This is a genomic window from Actinacidiphila yanglinensis, assembly GCF_900107965.1.
GTDB classification, from domain to species: domain Bacteria; phylum Actinomycetota; class Actinomycetes; order Streptomycetales; family Streptomycetaceae; genus Actinacidiphila; species Actinacidiphila yanglinensis.
This window is the reverse complement of sequence record NZ_FNVU01000004.1, coordinates 599,100-616,924: the sequence shown is the minus strand read 5'-3', so window position 1 is coordinate 616,924 and position 17,825 is coordinate 599,100. Positions and strand designations below refer to the sequence as shown.

13 protein-coding genes are annotated in these 17,825 nt (G+C 73.5%); 1 reads left to right on the top strand and 12 read right to left on the bottom strand.

Annotated elements, in window-relative coordinates; genetic code table 11:
- Positions 1–49: 49 nt before the first annotated feature.
- The 9 genes from C4U44_RS12535 to C4U44_RS12495 form a co-directional block, all read right to left on the bottom strand.
- Entirely contained in the window at positions 50–727 is a 678-nt protein-coding gene (locus C4U44_RS12535; RefSeq protein ID WP_103885776.1) for a LysM peptidoglycan-binding domain-containing protein, read from the bottom strand.
- A 504-nt stretch (positions 728–1,231) separates the two neighbouring features.
- Entirely contained in the window at positions 1,232–2,269 is a 1,038-nt protein-coding gene (locus C4U44_RS43445) for a LysM peptidoglycan-binding domain-containing protein (protein ID WP_103885775.1), read from the bottom strand.
- Positions 2,270–2,439: 170 nt separating this feature from the next.
- The gene (locus C4U44_RS12525) at positions 2,440–3,693 is read right to left on the bottom strand and encodes a cytochrome P450 family protein (protein WP_103885847.1); all 1,254 of its coding nucleotides are present in this window, start codon (positions 3,691–3,693) and stop codon (positions 2,440–2,442) included.
- Between the two features lie 124 nt (positions 3,694–3,817).
- On the bottom strand, positions 3,818–4,549 hold the full coding sequence (locus tag C4U44_RS12520) for an endonuclease V (protein ID WP_103885774.1): 732 nt from the start codon (positions 4,547–4,549) through the stop codon (positions 3,818–3,820).
- Between the two features lie 5 nt (positions 4,550–4,554).
- The gene (locus C4U44_RS12515; protein ID WP_235032007.1) at positions 4,555–5,718 is read right to left on the bottom strand and encodes a MazG family protein; all 1,164 of its coding nucleotides are present in this window, start codon (positions 5,716–5,718) and stop codon (positions 4,555–4,557) included.
- A 78-nt stretch (positions 5,719–5,796) separates the two neighbouring features.
- Complete coding sequence (locus tag C4U44_RS12510; RefSeq protein WP_103885773.1) at positions 5,797–6,474, bottom strand: SurA N-terminal domain-containing protein; 678 nt, start codon at positions 6,472–6,474, stop codon at positions 5,797–5,799.
- A 167-nt stretch (positions 6,475–6,641) separates the two neighbouring features.
- Positions 6,642–7,436, bottom strand: a complete 795-nt coding sequence (locus tag C4U44_RS12505) for an HNH endonuclease family protein (RefSeq protein ID WP_103885772.1) — start codon at positions 7,434–7,436, stop codon at positions 6,642–6,644.
- Positions 7,437–7,495: 59 nt separating this feature from the next.
- Complete coding sequence (locus C4U44_RS12500; RefSeq protein ID WP_103885771.1) at positions 7,496–9,031, bottom strand: serine/threonine-protein kinase; 1,536 nt, start codon at positions 9,029–9,031, stop codon at positions 7,496–7,498.
- Positions 9,028–9,765, bottom strand: coding sequence for a hypothetical protein (locus C4U44_RS12495; RefSeq protein WP_146088251.1), 738 nt, complete (start codon positions 9,763–9,765; stop codon positions 9,028–9,030). Before C4U44_RS12495 ends, C4U44_RS12500 begins: the two co-directional genes overlap by 4 nt.
- A 344-nt stretch (positions 9,766–10,109) precedes the next feature.
- Here C4U44_RS12495 and C4U44_RS12490 point away from each other — a divergent pair, with 344 nt between their 5' ends.
- A complete protein-coding gene (locus C4U44_RS12490) occupies positions 10,110–11,756 on the top strand; it encodes a DUF2079 domain-containing protein (RefSeq protein ID WP_407642825.1) in 1,647 nt (548 codons plus the stop codon).
- Positions 11,757–11,793: 37 nt separating this feature from the next.
- On the opposite strand, the gene C4U44_RS12485 is transcribed toward C4U44_RS12490, so the two are convergent.
- From C4U44_RS12485 to mfd, 3 genes are all read right to left on the bottom strand, one after another.
- A complete protein-coding gene (locus C4U44_RS12485) occupies positions 11,794–12,717 on the bottom strand; it encodes a TolB family protein (protein WP_103885769.1) in 924 nt (307 codons plus the stop codon).
- A gap of 88 nt (positions 12,718–12,805) precedes the next feature.
- The gene (locus tag C4U44_RS12480; protein WP_103885768.1) at positions 12,806–13,885 is read right to left on the bottom strand and encodes a glycoside hydrolase family 19 protein; all 1,080 of its coding nucleotides are present in this window, start codon (positions 13,883–13,885) and stop codon (positions 12,806–12,808) included.
- Positions 13,886–14,031: 146 nt separating this feature from the next.
- Positions 14,032–17,628 (bottom strand): transcription-repair coupling factor, encoded by a 3,597-nt coding sequence (gene mfd, locus C4U44_RS12475; protein WP_103885767.1) that lies wholly within the window; start codon positions 17,626–17,628, stop codon positions 14,032–14,034.
- Between the last annotated feature and the right edge of the window lie 197 nt (positions 17,629–17,825).

Here is a 17,825-nt window from a genome sequence, read left to right as displayed (position 1 = left end):
CGCACCCGGCCGGGGTGGTGGGGACCTTCGTTCCGGTGTTACCCGGTGTTCAGCTCAGGTGCAGGTGCTGGCCCGGGTAGATCAGGTCGGCCTGCTTCACGATCTTGTGGTTCAGCGCGTACAGCTTCTTCCAGCCGCCGGCCACGTGGTGGGCCGCCGCGATCTTCGAGAGGCTGTCGCCCTTGACCACGGTGTACTCGCCGTCACCCTTGAGGATGTGGGCCGGCCGCGCGGTGCTGCGGCTGCTCTGCGGGGTGCTGGAGTGCGTGGTGGTCGTGGTCGACGGGGTCGACGGCGCCGGGGTGGCCGCCGTGGAGGAGGACGACGAGGAGGAGCCCGACGGGTTGATGTCGGGGGACGGGCCACCGGCGGTCAGGCCGCCGGCCGCGGCGCAGGACCAGGCGCTCGGGCCCTGCATGGCGAGCAGCTTCTCGGCGACGGCGATCTGCTGGTCCTTCGTGGCCAGGTCGGCGCGCGCCGCGTACTGCAGGCCGCCGGCCGCCTCCCAGCTGGACTGCGAGAACTGCAGGCCGCCGTAGTAGCCGTTGCCGGTGTTGATGGACCAGTCGCCGCCGGACTCGCACTGGGCGACCTTGTCCCAGGTGGCGACGGAAGCGGCGGAGGCCGAGGTGGCGGCCATCAGCGGAACGGTGATCGCGGTGCCGGCGACGCCGGCGAGCGTGGCGATGCGGACGAACTTCTTCGAGGCACGACGGTGCTTACCCATGGTGTTTTCAGCCCTCACCGACGCCTACGAGGTGAGCTGTCGGGTTCGGACGTGAGTTGCCCGGCCGGGCCGCTTCGTGCGGCGCATCGGCTTCACCCCGAGCCGGACCGTGCTGCCGCGAGGGCAGCGACGGTGCTGTCCGTCGCCGCGGCGTGCGGCTGGTCCGGCGGAAGACCTTGGGTCCCCCGCTCCTGCCTGCGGCGCTTTCGCGTCGGCTGTTCCCGTGGTGCGGCGGCAGGACTCGGCGTTCCGCTCCGGACGGGGCCCGCTGTGGCGAGCGATAAGACGTTAAGCACACCGCACCGGGTTGTTCAAACGTTCCGATAACGGACACCAACTGGCCGGTCCCGCTCGGACGGTGGGCATCGACGCAGGTCGGGAGGGTGGCATTCGCGAGTTGACCTTCGGGCGGCCGATGCGGGCGGCGAGATGCTTGTCACATCGTCGGCGGCGACCGGAAGTTGATACGTCCGGTTTGTCTTCCGGTCGCCACGCGCCTTTGTCTCAGCCAATGTTGAGGATCTGTCCCGGTTTGATGAGGTTGGGGTCGTCGCCGATCAGCTTGTGGTTGGTCTCGTAGAGCTGGTTCCAGCCGCCCGACACGTGGTGCGCGGCGGCGATGCCGGAGAGCGAGTCGCCGTCGGCGACCTCGTAGCCGTCGGTGGCGCTCTTGCCCTGGGTCGTGCCCTGGGCGGGGTCCCCGGCGGCCGGCTTGGACGGGTGGGCGGCCTTCCCGGCGCCCTGGGCGCCGTCGCCGTTCGGGTCGGCGGTCGAGTAGACCTCGGTCCGGGTGGCCCGGTCCTGCGCGGCCAGTTGCTCCTCGGTCGGGTCGTACGGCTTCCCGTGCCGGCCGGAGCCGGTGCTCGGGGTGCCGGAGCCGGTCGGGTCGGTGGTGACCGGGCCGGTCGGGGCCGCCGGCGTGGTCGAGGCCGGCGGCGTGCTCGGGGTGCCGGTGGACGGCGTGCCCGTGGTGGGCGTCCCGGTCGACGGAGAAGCCGGGGTGCTCGGGGTGGCCGGTGTCGTCGGCGAGGCGCTCGGCGTGCCGGTGCCGGGGTCGGACGGGGTGGCGGTCGAACCGGAGCTCGGCTGGATGCCGGTGGGACCCGACGGGTCGGGCACCGGAGTCGCCGTGGGGTCGACGTCGGGCTTCGTGAGGTCGGTCAGCAGACCGGTGCCGATCTCGCAGCCCGGCCACGCGTTGGGGCCCAGGTCGGTGAGGATCTTCTGCGCGACGGTGATCTGCTGCGCGCGGGTGGCGAGATCGGGGCGCTTGGCGTACGTGTCGCCGCCGTACTGGTCCCAGGTGGCCTGGGTGATCGCCAGGCCGCCGTAGAAGCCGTTGTCGGTGTTCGCGCTCCACGCGCCGCCGGTCTCGCATATCGCGACCTTGTCCCACGTGCCCGCGCCGGCCGCCTGTGCGGAGCCTGCGCTGATCAGGGGGAGCGCGATACCGACACCTGTCGCGGCGGCGGTCGCCACGGTCACCACTGCCGCCGGCGCCTGCCGGGGGCGTCGGTGCCGGCCGTTACCGGACGAGAGCATGCGGTCGCCTTTCGTTCAAGCCGTAGGGCGTGCCGCGCGCCATGTCACGCGTCGTGCCATGGACCACACGGGAAACGCCTTGCGTTGACCGGAGAACGTAGCGGGGTTGACGGGCGCGTCACAAGTCGGTGTAGCGATCGTCACGTCGCGATCACGTTGGTGACAGGGCGTCAGCTCGCCGGCCGCGCCTCGGGGGTGAACGCCACCGGCAGCGTACGCAGGCCGCGCATGATCAGGCCACCGCGCCAGCGCAGATCGTCCGGTTCCGCCGCGAGCCGCAGGTCCGGCAGCCGGGTGAGCAGCGCGGCGAAGGCGGTTCGCGCCTCCAGCCGGGCGAGCGGCGCGCCGAGGCAGTAGTGGATGCCGTGGCCGTAGCCGAGATGCGGGTTGTCACGGCGGGCAAGGTCGATCGTGTCGGGCGTGTCGAACCGGGCCGGGTCGCGGTCGGCGGCGGCGAGCACCACCAGCACCGGGTCGCCGGCCGCGACCGGCCGGCCGCCGATCTCCAGCGGCTCGGTGGCGTACCGCCAGGTGGCCATCTCCACCGGGCCGTCGTAGCGCAGCAGTTCCTCGACCGCGGTCTCCAGCAGGGTGCCGTCGCCGGCGGCCAGCGAGTCCTGGAGGGCGGCGCGCTGGGCGGGGTGGGCCAGCAGCGTGTGCACGCCGTTGCCGATCAGGTTGACCGTGGTCTCGAAGCCCGCGAAGAGCAGGATGAAGGCCATCGCGGCGGCCTCGTTCTCCGTCAGGTGCTCGCCGTGGTCGCTCGCCCGGATCAGGCCGGAGATCAGGTCGTCGCCGAGGTCGCCGCGCTTGCGGTGGATCAGCTCCACCAGGTAGGCGCGCATCTTCTTCACCGCCCGGGCCACCCCACCCCGCGTCCCGCCGCCGCCCTGGCCCGGCACGGCGTGACGCACCATCATCCCGGCCCAGTCGCGGAAGTCGCCCTGGTCCTCCCGGGGCACGCCGAGCAGGTCGCAGATGGCGTGGATGGGCAGCGGGAAGGCGAACTCGTGGATGAGGTCCGCCTCGCCCCGGCCGGCGAACGCGTCGATGAAGCCGTCCGTCAACTCGCGCACCCGCGGCTCGAAGACCGCGACGGTGCGCGGGGTGAACGCCTTCGACACCAGCCGCCGCAGCCGGGTGTGGTCGGGCGGGTCGATGTTCAGCAGATGCGTCATCAGGTCCGCGTTCCGCTCCCCCGGGATGCCGGTCCTGCCCTTCGCCAGGGACTCCCCCGCGTGGTGCACCGGGTTCTTGCTCAGCCGGCCGTCGGCCAGCGCCTGCCGGGCGTCGGCGTAGCGCGTCACCAGCCACGCGCCGACCCCGCTGGGCAGCGTCGTCCACCGCACCGGCGCGTGCTCGCGCAGCCACGCGTACGCGGGGTAGGGGTCGGTGGCGAACTGCCAGGAGAACAGCTCGGGCATCTCGGAGGGCGGCGGCGCGTCGGTCACCCCCCGAAGGTATCGGGGCGGTGCGGCGCCGGTCCCGGCGGAAGGACGGCGGACCGGGCGGTCCGGGCGGGCCGGGCGGACCGGGCGGACCGGAGGGTCAGCCGGCCGCCGCCCGCAGGACGTCCCGGCTGAGCCGGTCCGCCTGGCGGGTGGTCTCCGGCAGGCGGTAGCGGGGCGCGAGGGCGAGGACGTGGGCGCAGGCGGTGGGCAGGTCGATGAGGTGGCCGGTGGAGACGTGCACGGGTTTGACGCCTGCCTGGGTGCGCAGGGCGCGGCCGACCACCTCCCCGCCGCCGGCCCCGCCGGCCCCGCCGTCCCCGCCGTCCACGAGATCCGCGTGGTCGCCGCGGTCGGGGCCGAGGGCGGCCGGGACATGGCGGCCGACGAAGGGCGTCTTGGCGACGCCCGCGGTGGGCAGGCCGGTGAGCACCCCGAGGTGGCAGGCGAGCCCGAAGCGGCGCGGGTGGGACCGGCCGTGCCCGTCGCACAGCAGCAGGTCCGGGGTGACCGTCAGGCCGCGCAGCGCCTCGACCAGGGCGGGCAGTTCACGGAAGGCGAAGAGGCCCGGTATGTAGGGGAAGGTGGTCGTCGCGGTGGCGGTGGCGCGCTCGACCACGCCGAGGGTCGCGGTGTCGACGACCACCACCGCGGCCGCCACGAGGTCGCCGACGCCCCGCCCGTCGCCCGCGTAGGCGACGTCGAGGCCCGCGACGAGGCGGGGCGCGGCCGGGCCGGGACCGCGGTCGTCCGCGAGCGGGCGCAGCCGCGCCTGGAGCGCGAGCGCTTCGGCCTCGTCGGCCGGCCAGGCGTGGGGGACGTCGACGCGCACGGCCGTCAGCCGCTCTCGGCGGAGCGCTCGGCGGGGGCGGTGCGTTCAGCCGGCCCGGTGGCGTCGGCACGGTCCTGCGCCACGCGCCCGGCCGCCGTGCCCGCTGCCGCCTCCGCGGCCTTGGTCGCCGCCCGGTAGCGGCGCGCGGCCGCCCGCAGCGCCCCCTCCGGGTCGATCCCCGCGGACTGCGCGGCGGCGGCCTCGGCGAGCAGGTGCTCCCCGAGCGCGGCCTCGTCGTCGTACGGCGGGCCGGGCACGGCGGAGGGGGCGGTCGATTCGGGCCGGACCGACGGGACCGGCGGGACCGGCGGGACCGGCGGGACCGGCGGGACCGGCGGGACCGGAAGGCCGGCGCCGCGGGCCCGGCCGGCGAGCTTCGCGGCCAGCGCGAGCGCGGGGGCGGCGACCGGGACGCCGTCGGTGACCGATTCACGGGCCTTCTCCACGCCCTTGCGCCGCACCCAGATCTCCTGGACCTCCTCCGGGGTCCGCGCCGACTCGTCGCCGTAGATGTGCGGGTGCCGGTGCACCAGCTTGGCGACCAGGCCCGCCGCGACGTCGTCGATGTCGAAGGGCTCCTCCGGGTCGCCCTCGGCGATGGCCGCGTGGAAGACCACCTGGAGCAGCACGTCGCCCAGTTCCTCGCGGACGGCGGCCCGGTCCCCCTCCTCGATCGCCTCGACCAGCTCGTGCATCTCCTCGATGCCGTGCTTGGCCAGGTCCTCGTGGGTGCGGGTGCCGCTCCACGGGCACTCCGCCCTGATCCGGTCCATCACCTGCACCAGGTCGAGCAGCCGCGCGCCGGGCAGGTCGTACGACCCCGGCAGCAGCTCCAGGTCGGGCATCGCGACCCGGCCGGAGCCGCCGAGCCGGGCCAGCTCGTCGGTGACGTCCCGATCCGCGCCCGCGTCCGGCGGGAGGTACACCACGGTGCGGCCGCCCGCGGTGGCGTCCACCAGCTGCTGCCCGGTCGGCGTCGCGATCTCCACGGTGATCCCGGCCTGCCGCAGGTACGGCAGCTGCGGGTGGTCCGGGTCCGTGCACAGCACGCGGTCGGCATCGCGCATCGCCTGCCAGGCGGGCCAGGAGAGCTGGCCGGGGGCGACCCGGTGGCTCGTGGTGAGCAGCACCAGCCGCCCGGGGGACACGGCGTCGAGTTCTTCGGTCACCCCTCGAACGTACCGCGCGGCACCCGCCCGGCGATCACCCGACCGAACGCTCAGGGGTCCGGCCGGGCGGGCGGACGCTCAGGCGACCCCGGTGGCCGACGCGGTGTCGTCCGTGCTCGCCACGGGGGTCTTGTCGACCACCCACGGGTTCTTGACCTTGCCGATGGACGCGCTCTTGCCGTCCCAGGCGCCGTAGCGCGGGTTGATGTGCACGTCGAGGGAGGCGGCGGTCTTCACCATGTAGTCCTCCAGCGCCTTCTCGGCGCCGTCACTGCCCGCCTGGTACCCCAGCGCCGAGATGATCTTCGTGATGGCGATCTTCTCGTGCAGGTAGCTGTCGATCTGGTCGGGCGCCGTGCCGTACTGCACGAGCATGCCCGTCTCGTACGCCTTCCGGTCGCCGCCGGCGAGCTGCTGGACCTCCGCGTCGTACTCCCGCTGCACCTCGCCCGCGGTGACCGTCAGCCCCTTGGCGGCCAGCGCCTTGTCCACGACGCGGGTCTGCACGATCACGTTGAGCACCTGCGTCGGCAGCTGCGTGGCACCGGCCACGGCCTGCGCGGCCTGCGGGTTGGCGTTCGCGGCCGTCCGCAGGTCGGCGACCTGGTCCTGCACCGTCGCCACCGCGATCCGCTGGTCGCCGACGACCGCCGCCGCGCCCGTGCGGTTCGGTCCCGACCCGCAGGCGGTGAGTGCGGGCGACGCCAGCAGCAGTGCGACTGCGGCGGTCGAGACGGCGGTGCGGCGGCGGACCATGGGTGCCTCCCGGCGGGTGACGGCGGGGAACCGCGGGGAGATTCTCCTCGCGTCTCGCGTCTCGCGTTCCTGGCGTTCTGGATGATCGAGCACGAGGATATTGACCAACGGCGGCCGATATCCAGCACTCTGCACAACGTGATCCGCGCCGGGAGGGTTGCGGCCGGTCAGCCGCCGCACTGCCGCAGCATCATGTCCTTGTCGGCCGACGTCACCGGAAGGTCGTACTTGAGCGAGACCTGCGCGACGCGTACCGAGTAGGAGCAGCGGATCTGCTTGTTCGGGGGCAGCCAGGAGGCGGGCCCGGAATCGCCCTTGGACTCGTTCATCGAGCCGTCCACCGGGATCAGGTTGAGCGGGTCGTTGGCGATGTCCTCGCGCTTGCCCTTGGTCCAGTGCGCGGCGCCCATCTGCCAGTCGTACGACAGGGGCATCACATGGTCGATCTGGATCGTGGTGGCGTGCGTCTTGGTCCAGTCGATGACCTTGCCGGTGTACGGGTCGTCCAGCTTCATGGTGGAGACCACGCACTTCGAGCCGGACCGGTAGCGGACATCGTCCCCGTCCCGCTTGAGGAGGTCGTCCCGCGTGCCGCAGCCGTTGTGGGAGAACGCCACGCCGCCGGGCGCCGAGTCGATCCAGGCGGAGCCGAACTCGTCCCGGCTGTAACCGGTCTTGGGGCCGCGCCCCTTGGTGGCCACCTTCTTGATCAGCGCGACCGCCTTCGCCTTGTCGGCCGCCGAAGTGATCGCCGCCAGGCCCGTCCTGGTGCCGTCGGGATTGTCCAGCGGGCTGACGGCCCGTCCGTTGCTCGCCACCGGGCCGCTGCCGGCCGAGGCGCTGTCCGTGGGGCCGCCGCTGGGGCCGTCGACACTGATCGTCGTGTCCTTGCAGCCCGCGACGCCGAGCGTCGCGGCCAGCACCGCCGTGCAGGCCAGGGCCCGCGTCGTCCGTATCCGCATCCTGCACACCTCGGAAGCTCGTCCGTCCGGGGCGCCACCCGCCCCTCCCGCCGTGTCGGCTACCCCTGAACCTGCCCCAACCAGGCGAGGGTACGGCGGACTTCGGCCGGGAAAGGGTGGTGCGGCCCGCGCACCCGCTCGGCGTCGTAGAGCAGGCGGGTCAGCACGTCGCGTGCCGCGCGCCGGTCGCCGATCGACAGCAGGAGGTGGCCGATCCGGCGCCGGATGTCCAGCGCGGGCCCGGGGTCGGTGCCGGCCCACCGCTCGAAGTAAGGGAGCAGGACGCGGTACTCGGACAGCGCGGTGGTGGTGTCGCCCAGCTGCTCCAGGCACTGCGTCGCCTCGTAGCGGTACTGGAGCGCCTGCCGGTCGGCACCGCCGTACTGGGAGGCCAACTCCTCCGACAGGCGGCGCAGTTCGGGCAGCGCGCGGCGGTACTGGCCGTCCTCCATCAAGGTCGCGGCGTACTGCTTGCGCAGGCTGCGCAGCACCGGGGAGTGCTCGCCGTGCTTCTCGGCCGCGGCCGGCAGCAGGCCGCCGAGGACATCGACGGCCTGGGTGATCCGGCCCGCGTCCAGCAGCCGCCGCACCTCGTCGACCGCCGCGGCCAGGTCGGGGGCCGTGGGGCTCGGGGCGGGCGGGTAGGCGGGGCGCTCGGGCAGCGGGGCGGGCTCGGGCCGGTCCGGCCAGGGCGCGTGCGGGCGCAGGAACGGGCGGGTGGGGTCCATCGGGCCGAGCGGCGCGGAGCGGCTGCCGCCCGGCGGCGGCACCAGGGCAGCGAGCTGCCGGAAGGCGTCCTGCGCGTCCTTCGGGCGGTCCTGCGGGTCCTTCGCGAGCAGCCGCAGCACCAGCGCCTCCAGCGGCTCGGGCACCTGCGGGCGTATCCGGCGCAGCGGCACCGGCGCCTCGTACAGGTGGCCGTGCAGCACGCCGAGGGCGGTGGGGGCGGCGAACGGCACCTCCCCGCTGAGCAGTTCGTGCAGGACCACACCCAGGGCATAGAGGTCGGTGCGCGGGCCGATGGTGCCGCCCATCGCCTGCTCGGGCGCCATGTAGGCGGGGCTGCCGATCGGCGAGCCGGTGTGGGTGAGACGGGTGGTGTCGGTGTCCATGACGGACGCGACGCCGAGGTCGAGCACGGTGACGGTGCCGTCGGTCCTGATCATCACGTTCCGCGGCTTGAGGTCGCGGTGGACGATCGGGACGGCGTGCACCGCGGACAGCGCGGCGCACAACTGGGCGCCGACGGCCACCGCCCAGGGCCACGGGTACGGGTCGTGCGCGGCCAGGTGGTCGCCGAGGTCGCTGCCCTCGACGTACTGCATGACCAGGTAGAGCTCCTCGCCGTCGGCCCCCGCGTCGTGCACGGTGACCAGGCCCGGGTGGTCGACCTGGGCGGTGACCCGGCACTCGCGGTCGAAGCGCTGGCGCAGCTCCTCGACGTTCTCCCCGCCGGCGACCTTGTCGGGGCGCAGCAGCTTGACCGCGACCCTGCGGTCCAGCCGCCGGTCGTAGGCGGTCCACACCTGCCCCATACCGCCCTGGCCGAGGACCGTGGCCAGTTCGTACCGACCGGCGATGAGCCGACCGGTCACCTGGCCGCCTCGCCCTCGCCGCCGTCCCGGCCGTCACCGCGCTCCTTGCGCAGGAAGTCGCTCAACTCGTCGAGTTCGGCGCGGACCTGGTCGATGCGGGGCGCGGGCGGCGGGGTGGCGGGACCGGTCGCGGGCCGGTTCGCCGGCGGCGGGGTGGCCGGGCGGGAGGGTGGCGGGGTCGGGGCGGGGCGGCTCACCGGGGTGTTGGACACGCTCGGTATCGGGGTGGTGGGGGCGGCGGGCCCGGGGTACTGCTGCCGGACCGGGTAGCCCTGCCGCGGCGGGCCGCCCATCGGACCGGCCATCGGGCCGGCCATCGGGCCTCCGCCGCCGAAGCCGGTGGCGTACGGGTTCGGCTGCGGGTAGCCGCTCGCGGCGGGCCACGCCCGGCGGGCCACGCGGTACCTGACGATGTCAGCCACCAGGAAGTAGGCCGCGCCACCGAACATGCAGATCAGGATGAGGGTGCCGCCGGTGTTGGACTGCCAGTCGTCCTCGTCCTGGGACAGTCCGAAGCAGACCGCGGCGATCACCCCCATGCCCGCCACCACGGCCAGCAGCAGCCAGTCGACGGCGCGCTTGCGCAGCACCGCCAGGTACAGCATCGAGACCCACGCGAGGAATCCCAGGGTGACCACCGGCACGATCGTGAGGATCACCCGCAGCACGACGGCCGTCGTGGGGTCGGCGGGCTTGGGCTGCGGCGTCACCGGACCTGGGCCTGGGCCGTACATGTGGGTGCTCCTGGACGTCGTCGGGCGGGGCGGCGGGCGGCCGTCGGCTCGACGTGCGCCCGCCGCACGGACGGTCCCGGCGGGGGACGCCCGCGCCCACCCATCGGCGAACACCCTGTGAGCGTATCGGCCACGGCAGGCGGCCGTCCCCTGCTCTCCACCGACCTGTGGACAACTCTTTCCGCCGGTCCTCCCGCCGGGCGGTTCCCCCGGCGTTCCCCCGGCCGCGAGGGGGCCCTTTACGGTCACCTCGCGGTGTCGGTGACGCGACGGCTCCCGCCGGCACAGCGTCGTCCCGTATCTTTTCCGGCAGACCCCGACCCCGCTTCCGCTGGAGGACGACGATGGACAGGGCCGAGGCCGTCATCCCGGCGCAGGAGACGGCGCCCGGAGCCGCCGCGGGTCCGGCGGCGGCGAAGGCCGCCCGCCGCGCCGGCGCCGGGCTCCGCTCCCGCATGTCCGGTGCGGCCCTGGACCCCTACCTGCTCGCCCTCGTCTTCTTCCTCGCGTACACCTTGCTGTCGGTGACGCGCTACCGCCAGCTGCTCACCATGTCCTGGGACCTGGGCATCTTCGAGCAGGCGATCAAGTCCTACGCCCACCTGCACGCTCCGGTGGCGGACCTGAAGGGCCCGGGGTTCAACATCCTCGGCGACCACTTCAGCCCGATCACCGCGCTCGTCGCCCCCTTCTACCGGGTCTTCCCGACGCCCGTGACCCTGCTGGTGGCGCAGGCGCTGCTGTTCGCGGTGTCGGTGATCCCGGTGACCCGGGTGTCGGGGGAACTCCTCGGGCGGGGCCGCGGGTTGGCGATCGGGGTGGCGTACGCGCTGTCCTGGGGGGTGCAGAAGGCCGTCGAGTTCGACTTCCACGAGATCGCGTTCGCGATGCCGCTGCTGGCCTTCTCCCTGGAGGCGGTGCTGCGCAGGCGGTGGGCGCCGGCGATGTGGTGGGCGGTGCCGCTGGTCTTCGTCAAGGAGGACATGGGCGTCACGGCCGCGGCGATCGGCGTGATCGTGTGGTGGCGCACCCGGGACACCGCGGCGACCGGCGAGGTCGAGGCGGCGGACCCGGCCGGGACGGAGGGTCCCGCGAGTGCCGCGCGGCGCACCGCGGACGAGGCGCACGGCGCGGACCCGGCCCCGGTGGCGGGTGGGGACGAGGCGGGCGGAGGCGACGGCGACCGTGTCCGCCGCCCCGGTGAACGGCTGTCCGACGCGCTGCGCTTCGGCCCCTGGGCGATCGGCCTGGCCGGTTTCGGCGTCGCCATGTCGGCGCTGGCCTTCGCCGTGATCATCCCGGCGTTCAACTCGACCGGCGGCTACGACTACTGGAACAAGCTGAACGGCAACGGCGCCCCGATGCCCGGGCACATCCCGTTCGACACCGCGCTGCACACCCTGCTGTGGATCCTGCTGCCGACCACCGGGCTGCTCGCGCTGCGCTCCCCCCTGATGCTCGCCGCGCTGCCCACCATCGGTTGGCGGTTCGTCTCGCACGACGACCACTACTGGGGCACCGACTGGCACTACAGCGCCGTGCTGATGCCGGTGGTCATGCTCGCCCTGGTCGACGCCGCGGTGACCTCGCGGCGCAGCCCGCGCCCCTGGCTGCGCTCCTACGCCTCCGGCCTGCCCGCGGCCGCCGCGGGCGCCGCTCTGGCGCTGACCATGACCCTCCCCCTGGCGTCGCTCGACCACTCGGCCACCTACAAGGTCGACGCGCGCACCAAGGCGATCCTGCACACCCTCGACGAGATCCCCGACGGCGCCACCGTGGAGGCGAACGTCGGCCCGATCAGCCACCTGGTGGACCGCACCACCGTGTACTGGGTCGGCGACACCGAAGGCGTCACCCCGCAGTACATCGCCCTGGACAACACCTCCGGCTGGGCCGGCGACCCCCTGACGTACGCCAAGCAGCTGCACCCGGCGGCGACGTACACCCAGATCGCCAACGTGCAGGGGTACGTGATCCTGCGGCTGAACTGACGCGTACGCCCCCTGGATCGGGAGCCGGCGGCCGGATTCAGTCCACCGGGTAGTCGACGTACGCGAAGTGGCGGCTGTCGGGCGCCCAGCTGTTCACGTTGAGACTGCCCTGCCCGCCCACGAAGGACAGCACGTCGCGGTGGCCGCCGCCGTCGGGGCCGGTCAGCCGCAGGATCACGTCGCGGTCGGCCGGGTGGCCCTGGGTGCCGGGCGGGAAGCTGATGTAGAGCACCTGGCGGCCGTCGGGCGACGGGTGCGGGAACCAGTTGACCCGCTCGTCGGAGGTGAGCCGGGTGAGCTCCGAGCCGTCGGGCCGCATCCGGAAGAGCTGGGCGTGGCCGGGGGACGCGGCGCCGTGCTCGGAGTTGAAGTGGATCCACTCGCCGTCCGGGCTGAACTCCGGTCCGTCGGCGGGGGCCGGGCTGTCGGTGAGGCGGCGGTCGGGGCCGCCGGCCGCGGGGACGGTGAAGATGTTGCGGTAGCCCCAGTCGTCGCCGTTCCAGGGCTCCACGCCGACGTAGGCCAGGGTGCTGCCGTCCGGGGAGACGCCGTGCAGGAAGTGGCGGAAGGGGCCGGGCGCCCGGACGTTGGTGACACGCCGGGCCGGTCCTCCGGCGAAGGGGACGGCGTGGATGTGCCCGTCCCCCGCCGACAGGTAGAGGGTGCCGCCGTCCGGCGAGAGGACGTGGTCGTTGTTCGCGTCGGTGATGCCGCCGGTATCGATCAGCTCGGGCCGCGCGCCGTCCCCGGGCGCGGCGCCGGCCGGGATGCGGAAGAGCAGGCCGTCGTGGTTGTAGACCAGCCAGCGGCCGTCCGGCGACCAGTTGGGGGCCTCCAGGGCGCTGCCGGTCGTCTCGTGCACCAGCCGCGGGGGGCCGCCGGCGGTGTCGGCGACCAGCAGCCGCGCGCGCCGGCCGGGGGCGAGCGGTCGGACAGCGGTGCCGGTCGCGGTGAGGGTCATCCCGGCACACTAACGCGCCCCGCCCGGGAGGGGCGGGGCGCGTCGGCCCGGCGCCGGGGCGCGGGGCGTCGTGCGGTGACGGGGAGGGTCAGCAGGAGAGGTTGCTGCCCGCGGGCACGCCGAGGATCGACGTGAAGTTCTCGTAGGCGTTGACGCGGTCCTGGACCTCGGCGGGGTTGCCGCCGTTGCACTCGATGCTGCCGTTGATGCTGCGGATGGTCTCACCGAAGCCGGCGCCGTTGACCATGGCGTTGTGCGGGGTCATGGTGCCCGGCCCGGTCTGGGTGTCCCAGTACCACAGGCCGGTCTTCCAGGAGATCGCCGCGTCGGTCTCGACGAGGCTCGGGTTGTCCAGCAGGTCGACGCCCAACGCGTCGCCGGCCGCCTTGTAGTTGAAGTTCCAGCTCAGCTGGATCGGGCCGCGCCCGTAGTAGGAGTAGGTCCCGGCCGGGCAGCCGTAGGGCTCGGACGCGCAGTAGTTGCCCGACTTGTCGATCTCGGTGACGTAGACGAGGCCGCCGGTCTCGTGGCTGACGTTGGCGAGGAAGGCCGCGGCCTCCTGCTTCTGGACAGTGGCACTGCCCGTGGTGGCGAAGCCCGGGTAGGCGCTGAGGGCGGCGGTCAGGCCGCTGTAGGTGTAGAAGGAGTTCCGGTTCGGGAACATCTGGTCGAACTGGGCCTCGGAGACCACGAATCCGCTGCCGCTGGGCGGAGTGGTGCCGCCACCGCCGGTGCAGCTGTACGGGCTCCAGTACCAGGTGCTGATCGTCGGGTCGTACCCCGGGTTGTCGTGCGTGGCGATGTAGTCGCTGCCGTTGCTGTACTGCACGATGGCGCCGGTGACGTAGTTCTGGCCCGCGACCCAGGCCGGGTAGCTGCAGCTCCCGCTGCCGCCGGTGGTGCCGCCGGTGCCGCCCGAGGAGCTGCCGCAGGCGCCCTGGTCGGCCCAGACGTCGGCGGCGCCCGGCGTCTCGCCCTGGGTCCACCACTTCGCCGACCAGTTGTGCGCGTTGTACGACGCGGTCTGGCCGCCGGTGTAGACCGAGGAGGAGCTCCAGGCCGCCGCGCAGTCCGCGGCCGAGGCGGTGGACGCCAGCGGGACCAGCACCGCCAGGCCGACCGCGACCGCGAGTGCGGTGAGGAACGCGATGATCCGTTGTCTCGACACGTGACCACTCCTTGTGGGGGGGTGCGAAGTGGGGTCGGATCAAGACTCAAACCGATTGGTCTGGACCTGTCAAGGGTCCAGACCAATTCCCTTGCCGGACACGGGTCGGGGGCGGCCGTTTCCAGCCGCCCCCGACGCGCACGCCGTCAGTTGTCGAGCACCGTGGTCAGGAACTCCGAGGTCCACTGGAGCAGTTCGCGGCCGACCACCGGTTTCCCGCCGATCCGGGCGGTCGCGGGGCGCGGCACCAGCACCTGCTTCGTGGCGTGCCGGATCACCGAGCGCGGGTAGACCCGGCCCAGCCGCAGCTCCTGGGACTCGCGCAACTCGACCGGGCCGAACCGGATGTTGGCGCCCTGGAGGGTGATGTCTCCGACGCCGACCTTGCGGGCCAGTATCCGCAGCGCCGCCACCAGCAGCAGGTTCTCCACCGGCTCGGGCAGCTTGCCGTAGCGGTCGGCCAGCTCCTCGCGCACGGCGGCGATGTCCTCCGCGCTGTTCGCGGCGGCGATCGCGCGGTACGCCTGCAGCCGCAGCCGCTCGCCCGGCGCGTAGTCGTGCGGGACGTGCGCGTCGACCGGGAGCTCGATCTTCACGTCCAGCGGCGCCTCCTCCGGCTCGCCGCCGCCCTCCAGCGCGTTGCGGTAGTCCGCGACCGCCTCGCCGACCATCCGGACGTACAGGTCGAAGCCGACACCCGCGATGTGGCCGGACTGCTCCCCGCCGAGCAGGTTGCCCGCGCCGCGGATCTCCAGGTCCTTCATCGCGACGTACATGCCCGCGCCCATCTCGGTGTGCTGGGCGATGGTGGCCAGCCGCTCGTGCGCGGTCTCGGTGAGCGGCTTCTCCGGCGGGTAGAGGAAGTACGCGTAGCCGCGCTCCCGGGAACGGCCCACCCGGCCGCGCAGCTGGTGGAGCTGGGACAGGCCGAAGGTGTCGCCGCGCTCGACGATCAGGGTGTTGGCGTTCGCGATGTCGATGCCGGACTCCACGATGGTGGTCGACACCAGCACGTCGAACCGCTTCTCCCAGAAGTCGACCACGACCTGCTCCAGCTGCGACTCCCCCATCTGCCCGTGCGCGGTGGCGATCCGCGCCTCCGGCACGATGGCGCGCAGCCGCGCCGCGGCCCGGTCGATCGACTCGACCCGGTTGTGGATGTAGAACACCTGGCCCTCGCGCAGCAGTTCGCGGCGGATCGCGGCGCCGATCTGCTTCTCCTCGTACGGCCCGACGAAGGTCAGGACCGGGTGGCGCTCCTCGGGCGGGGTGGTGATGGTGGACATCTCGCGGATGCCGGTGACCGCCATCTCCAGGGTGCGCGGGATCGGGGTCGCGGACATGGTGAGCACGTCGACGTTGGCGCGCAGCTTCTTCAGCTGCTCCTTGTGCTCGACGCCGAACCGCTGCTCCTCGTCGACGATGACCAGGCCCAGGTCCTTGAACTTCGTCTCCGACGAGAAGAGCCGGTGGGTGCCGATCACCAGGTCGACGCTGCCGTCCCGCAGCCCCTCCAGCACCGCCTTGGCCTCGGTGTCGCTCTGGAACCTCGACAGCGCGCGGACGTTCACCGGGAACTGGGAGTACCGCTCGGCGAAGGTGCCCATGTGCTGCTGCACCAGCAGCGTGGTCGGCACCAGGACGGCCACCTGCTTGCCGTCCTGGACCGCCTTGAACGCGGCGCGCACCGCGATCTCGGTCTTGCCGTACCCGACGTCGCCGCAGATCAGCCGGTCCATCGGCACGGACTTCTCCATGTCCGTCTTGACCTCGGCGATGGTGGTGAGCTGGTCGGGCGTCTCGGCGTACGGGAAGGCGTCCTCCAGCTCGCGCTGCCAGGGGGTGTCGGGGCCGAAGGTGTGCCCGGGGGCGGCCATCCGCGCGGAGTACAGCCGGATCAGGTCGGCGGCGATCTCCTTGACCGCCTTCTTCGCCCGCGCCTTGGTCTTGGTCCAGTCGGCGCCGCCGAGCCGGTGCAGCGAGGGCGCCTCCCCGCCCACGTACTTGGTGACCTGTTCGAGCTGGTCGGTGGGGACGAAGAGGCGGTCACCGGGCTGGCCGCGCTTGGCCGGGGCGTACTCCACCACCAGGTACTCGCGGGTGGCGCCCTGGACGGTGCGCTGCACCATCTCCACGTAGCGGCCGACGCCGTGCTGCTCGTGCACGATGTAGTCGCCGCCGGTGAGGGTGAGCGGGTCGATGGTCTTGCGGCGCCGCGACGGCATCCGCCCCATGTCCTTGGCGGTGGAGCGCTGCCCGGACAGGTCGGTCTCGGTGAGCACGGCGAGTTTGAGGGCTGCGTCCACGAAGCCGTGCTCCAGCGAGCCGGTCGCCACGTGCACCACGGAGGGCGCCAGCGCGGCCGGGTCGGTCAGCTCCGGGCCCAGCCGGGCCGCGATGCCCTCGCCGCCCAGCACCTCGACCAGCCGGGCGGCCGGACCCTGGCCCTCGGTGACGTACACGGTGCGCCAGCCGTCGGCGAGCCAGCCCTTGGTGTCGGCGAGCGCCCGGGCGGTGTCGCCGCGGTACAGCTCGGGGGCGTGCATGCCCAGCCGCAGAGTGTCGCCGAACTCCCGCTCGGGCCCCTGCGAGGGGCGTTCGTCGTACGGTCCGGCGGCCGCGACGCCCTCCTCGTCCGCCGCGAACGGGCTCACCGACCACCACGGGGTGCCGAGTTCGCGCGCGTGCTCGCGCAGGTCGGCGATCGACCACAGCGACGCGGCGCCCAGGTCGATCGGCGCGGCGCCGCCGCCCGCCGAGGCCGCCCAGGACGCCTCCAGGAACTCCCGGGAGGTCGCCACCAGGTCCGCGGCCCGGGTACGGACCCGCTCCGGGTCGCACACCACCGCCATGGAACCGGCGGGCAGGACGTCCAGCAGCAGCTCCATGTCGTCGACCAGCACCGGGGCCAGCGACTCCATGCCCTCGACGGCGATGCCCTCGGCGATCCTGCCGAGCAGCTCGTCCAGTTCGGGGTGCTCGGCCGCCAGGGCCGCCGCCCGCTCCCGGACCTGCGCGGTCAGCAGCAGCTCGCGGCAGGGCGGAGCCCACAGGCCGTGCTCGGCCACCTCCAGGGAGCGCTGGTCGGCGACCTTGAAGTAGCGGATCTCCTCGACCTCGTCGCCCCAGAACTCCACCCGCAGCGGGTGCTCCTCGGTCGGTGGGAAGACGTCGAGGATGCCGCCGCGCACCGCGAACTCGCCGCGCTTCTCGACCAGCTCCACCCGGGCGTACGCGGCCGCCGCCAGCCCGTCGACCACGGCGTCCAGGTCGGCGGCGGCGCCGCTGCGCAAGGCCACCGGCTCCAGGTCACCGAGCCCCTTGACCTGCGGCTGGAGCACCGACCGGATCGGCGCGACCACCACCTGGACCGGGCCGGCGGCCACGTCGTCCGCCGCCGGGTGGGCCAGCCGGCGCAGCACCGCGAGCCGCCGCCCCACCGTGTCGCTGCGCGGGGACAGCCGCTCGTGCGGCAGCGTCTCCCACGACGGGTACTCCGCCACCGCGTCCGGCGGCAGCAGCGAGCGCAGCGCGGCGGCCAGGTCCTCCGCCTCCCGGCCGGTGGCGGTGACCGCGAGCACCGTGCGGCGCGCGCGGGCCGCCAGCGCCGCGACCACCAGGGGGCGCGCGGCGGGCGGGCCGACCAGGTCCACCTGCGGGCGGTTGCCCGCCGCCGCCGACTCGACCGCCTCGGCGAGAGCGGCGTCCTCGACGACGACGTCGACCAGACCGTTCAGACTCATCAGGGTTCCGTCCCGGAAGAAGATGCGGAGCAACGCGAAGCGCCCGACACGTCTCACGGGCCGGGGGTCACTCCAGCGTACGACGTACCGGTGACACGCACCGCCACACGCCCGCACCCGCCCTACACACAGCACATGACCTGCTACGTTGCGTGACTTCGGTCCCGGCGCACCAGGCCCGGCGACCCGGCACGAGC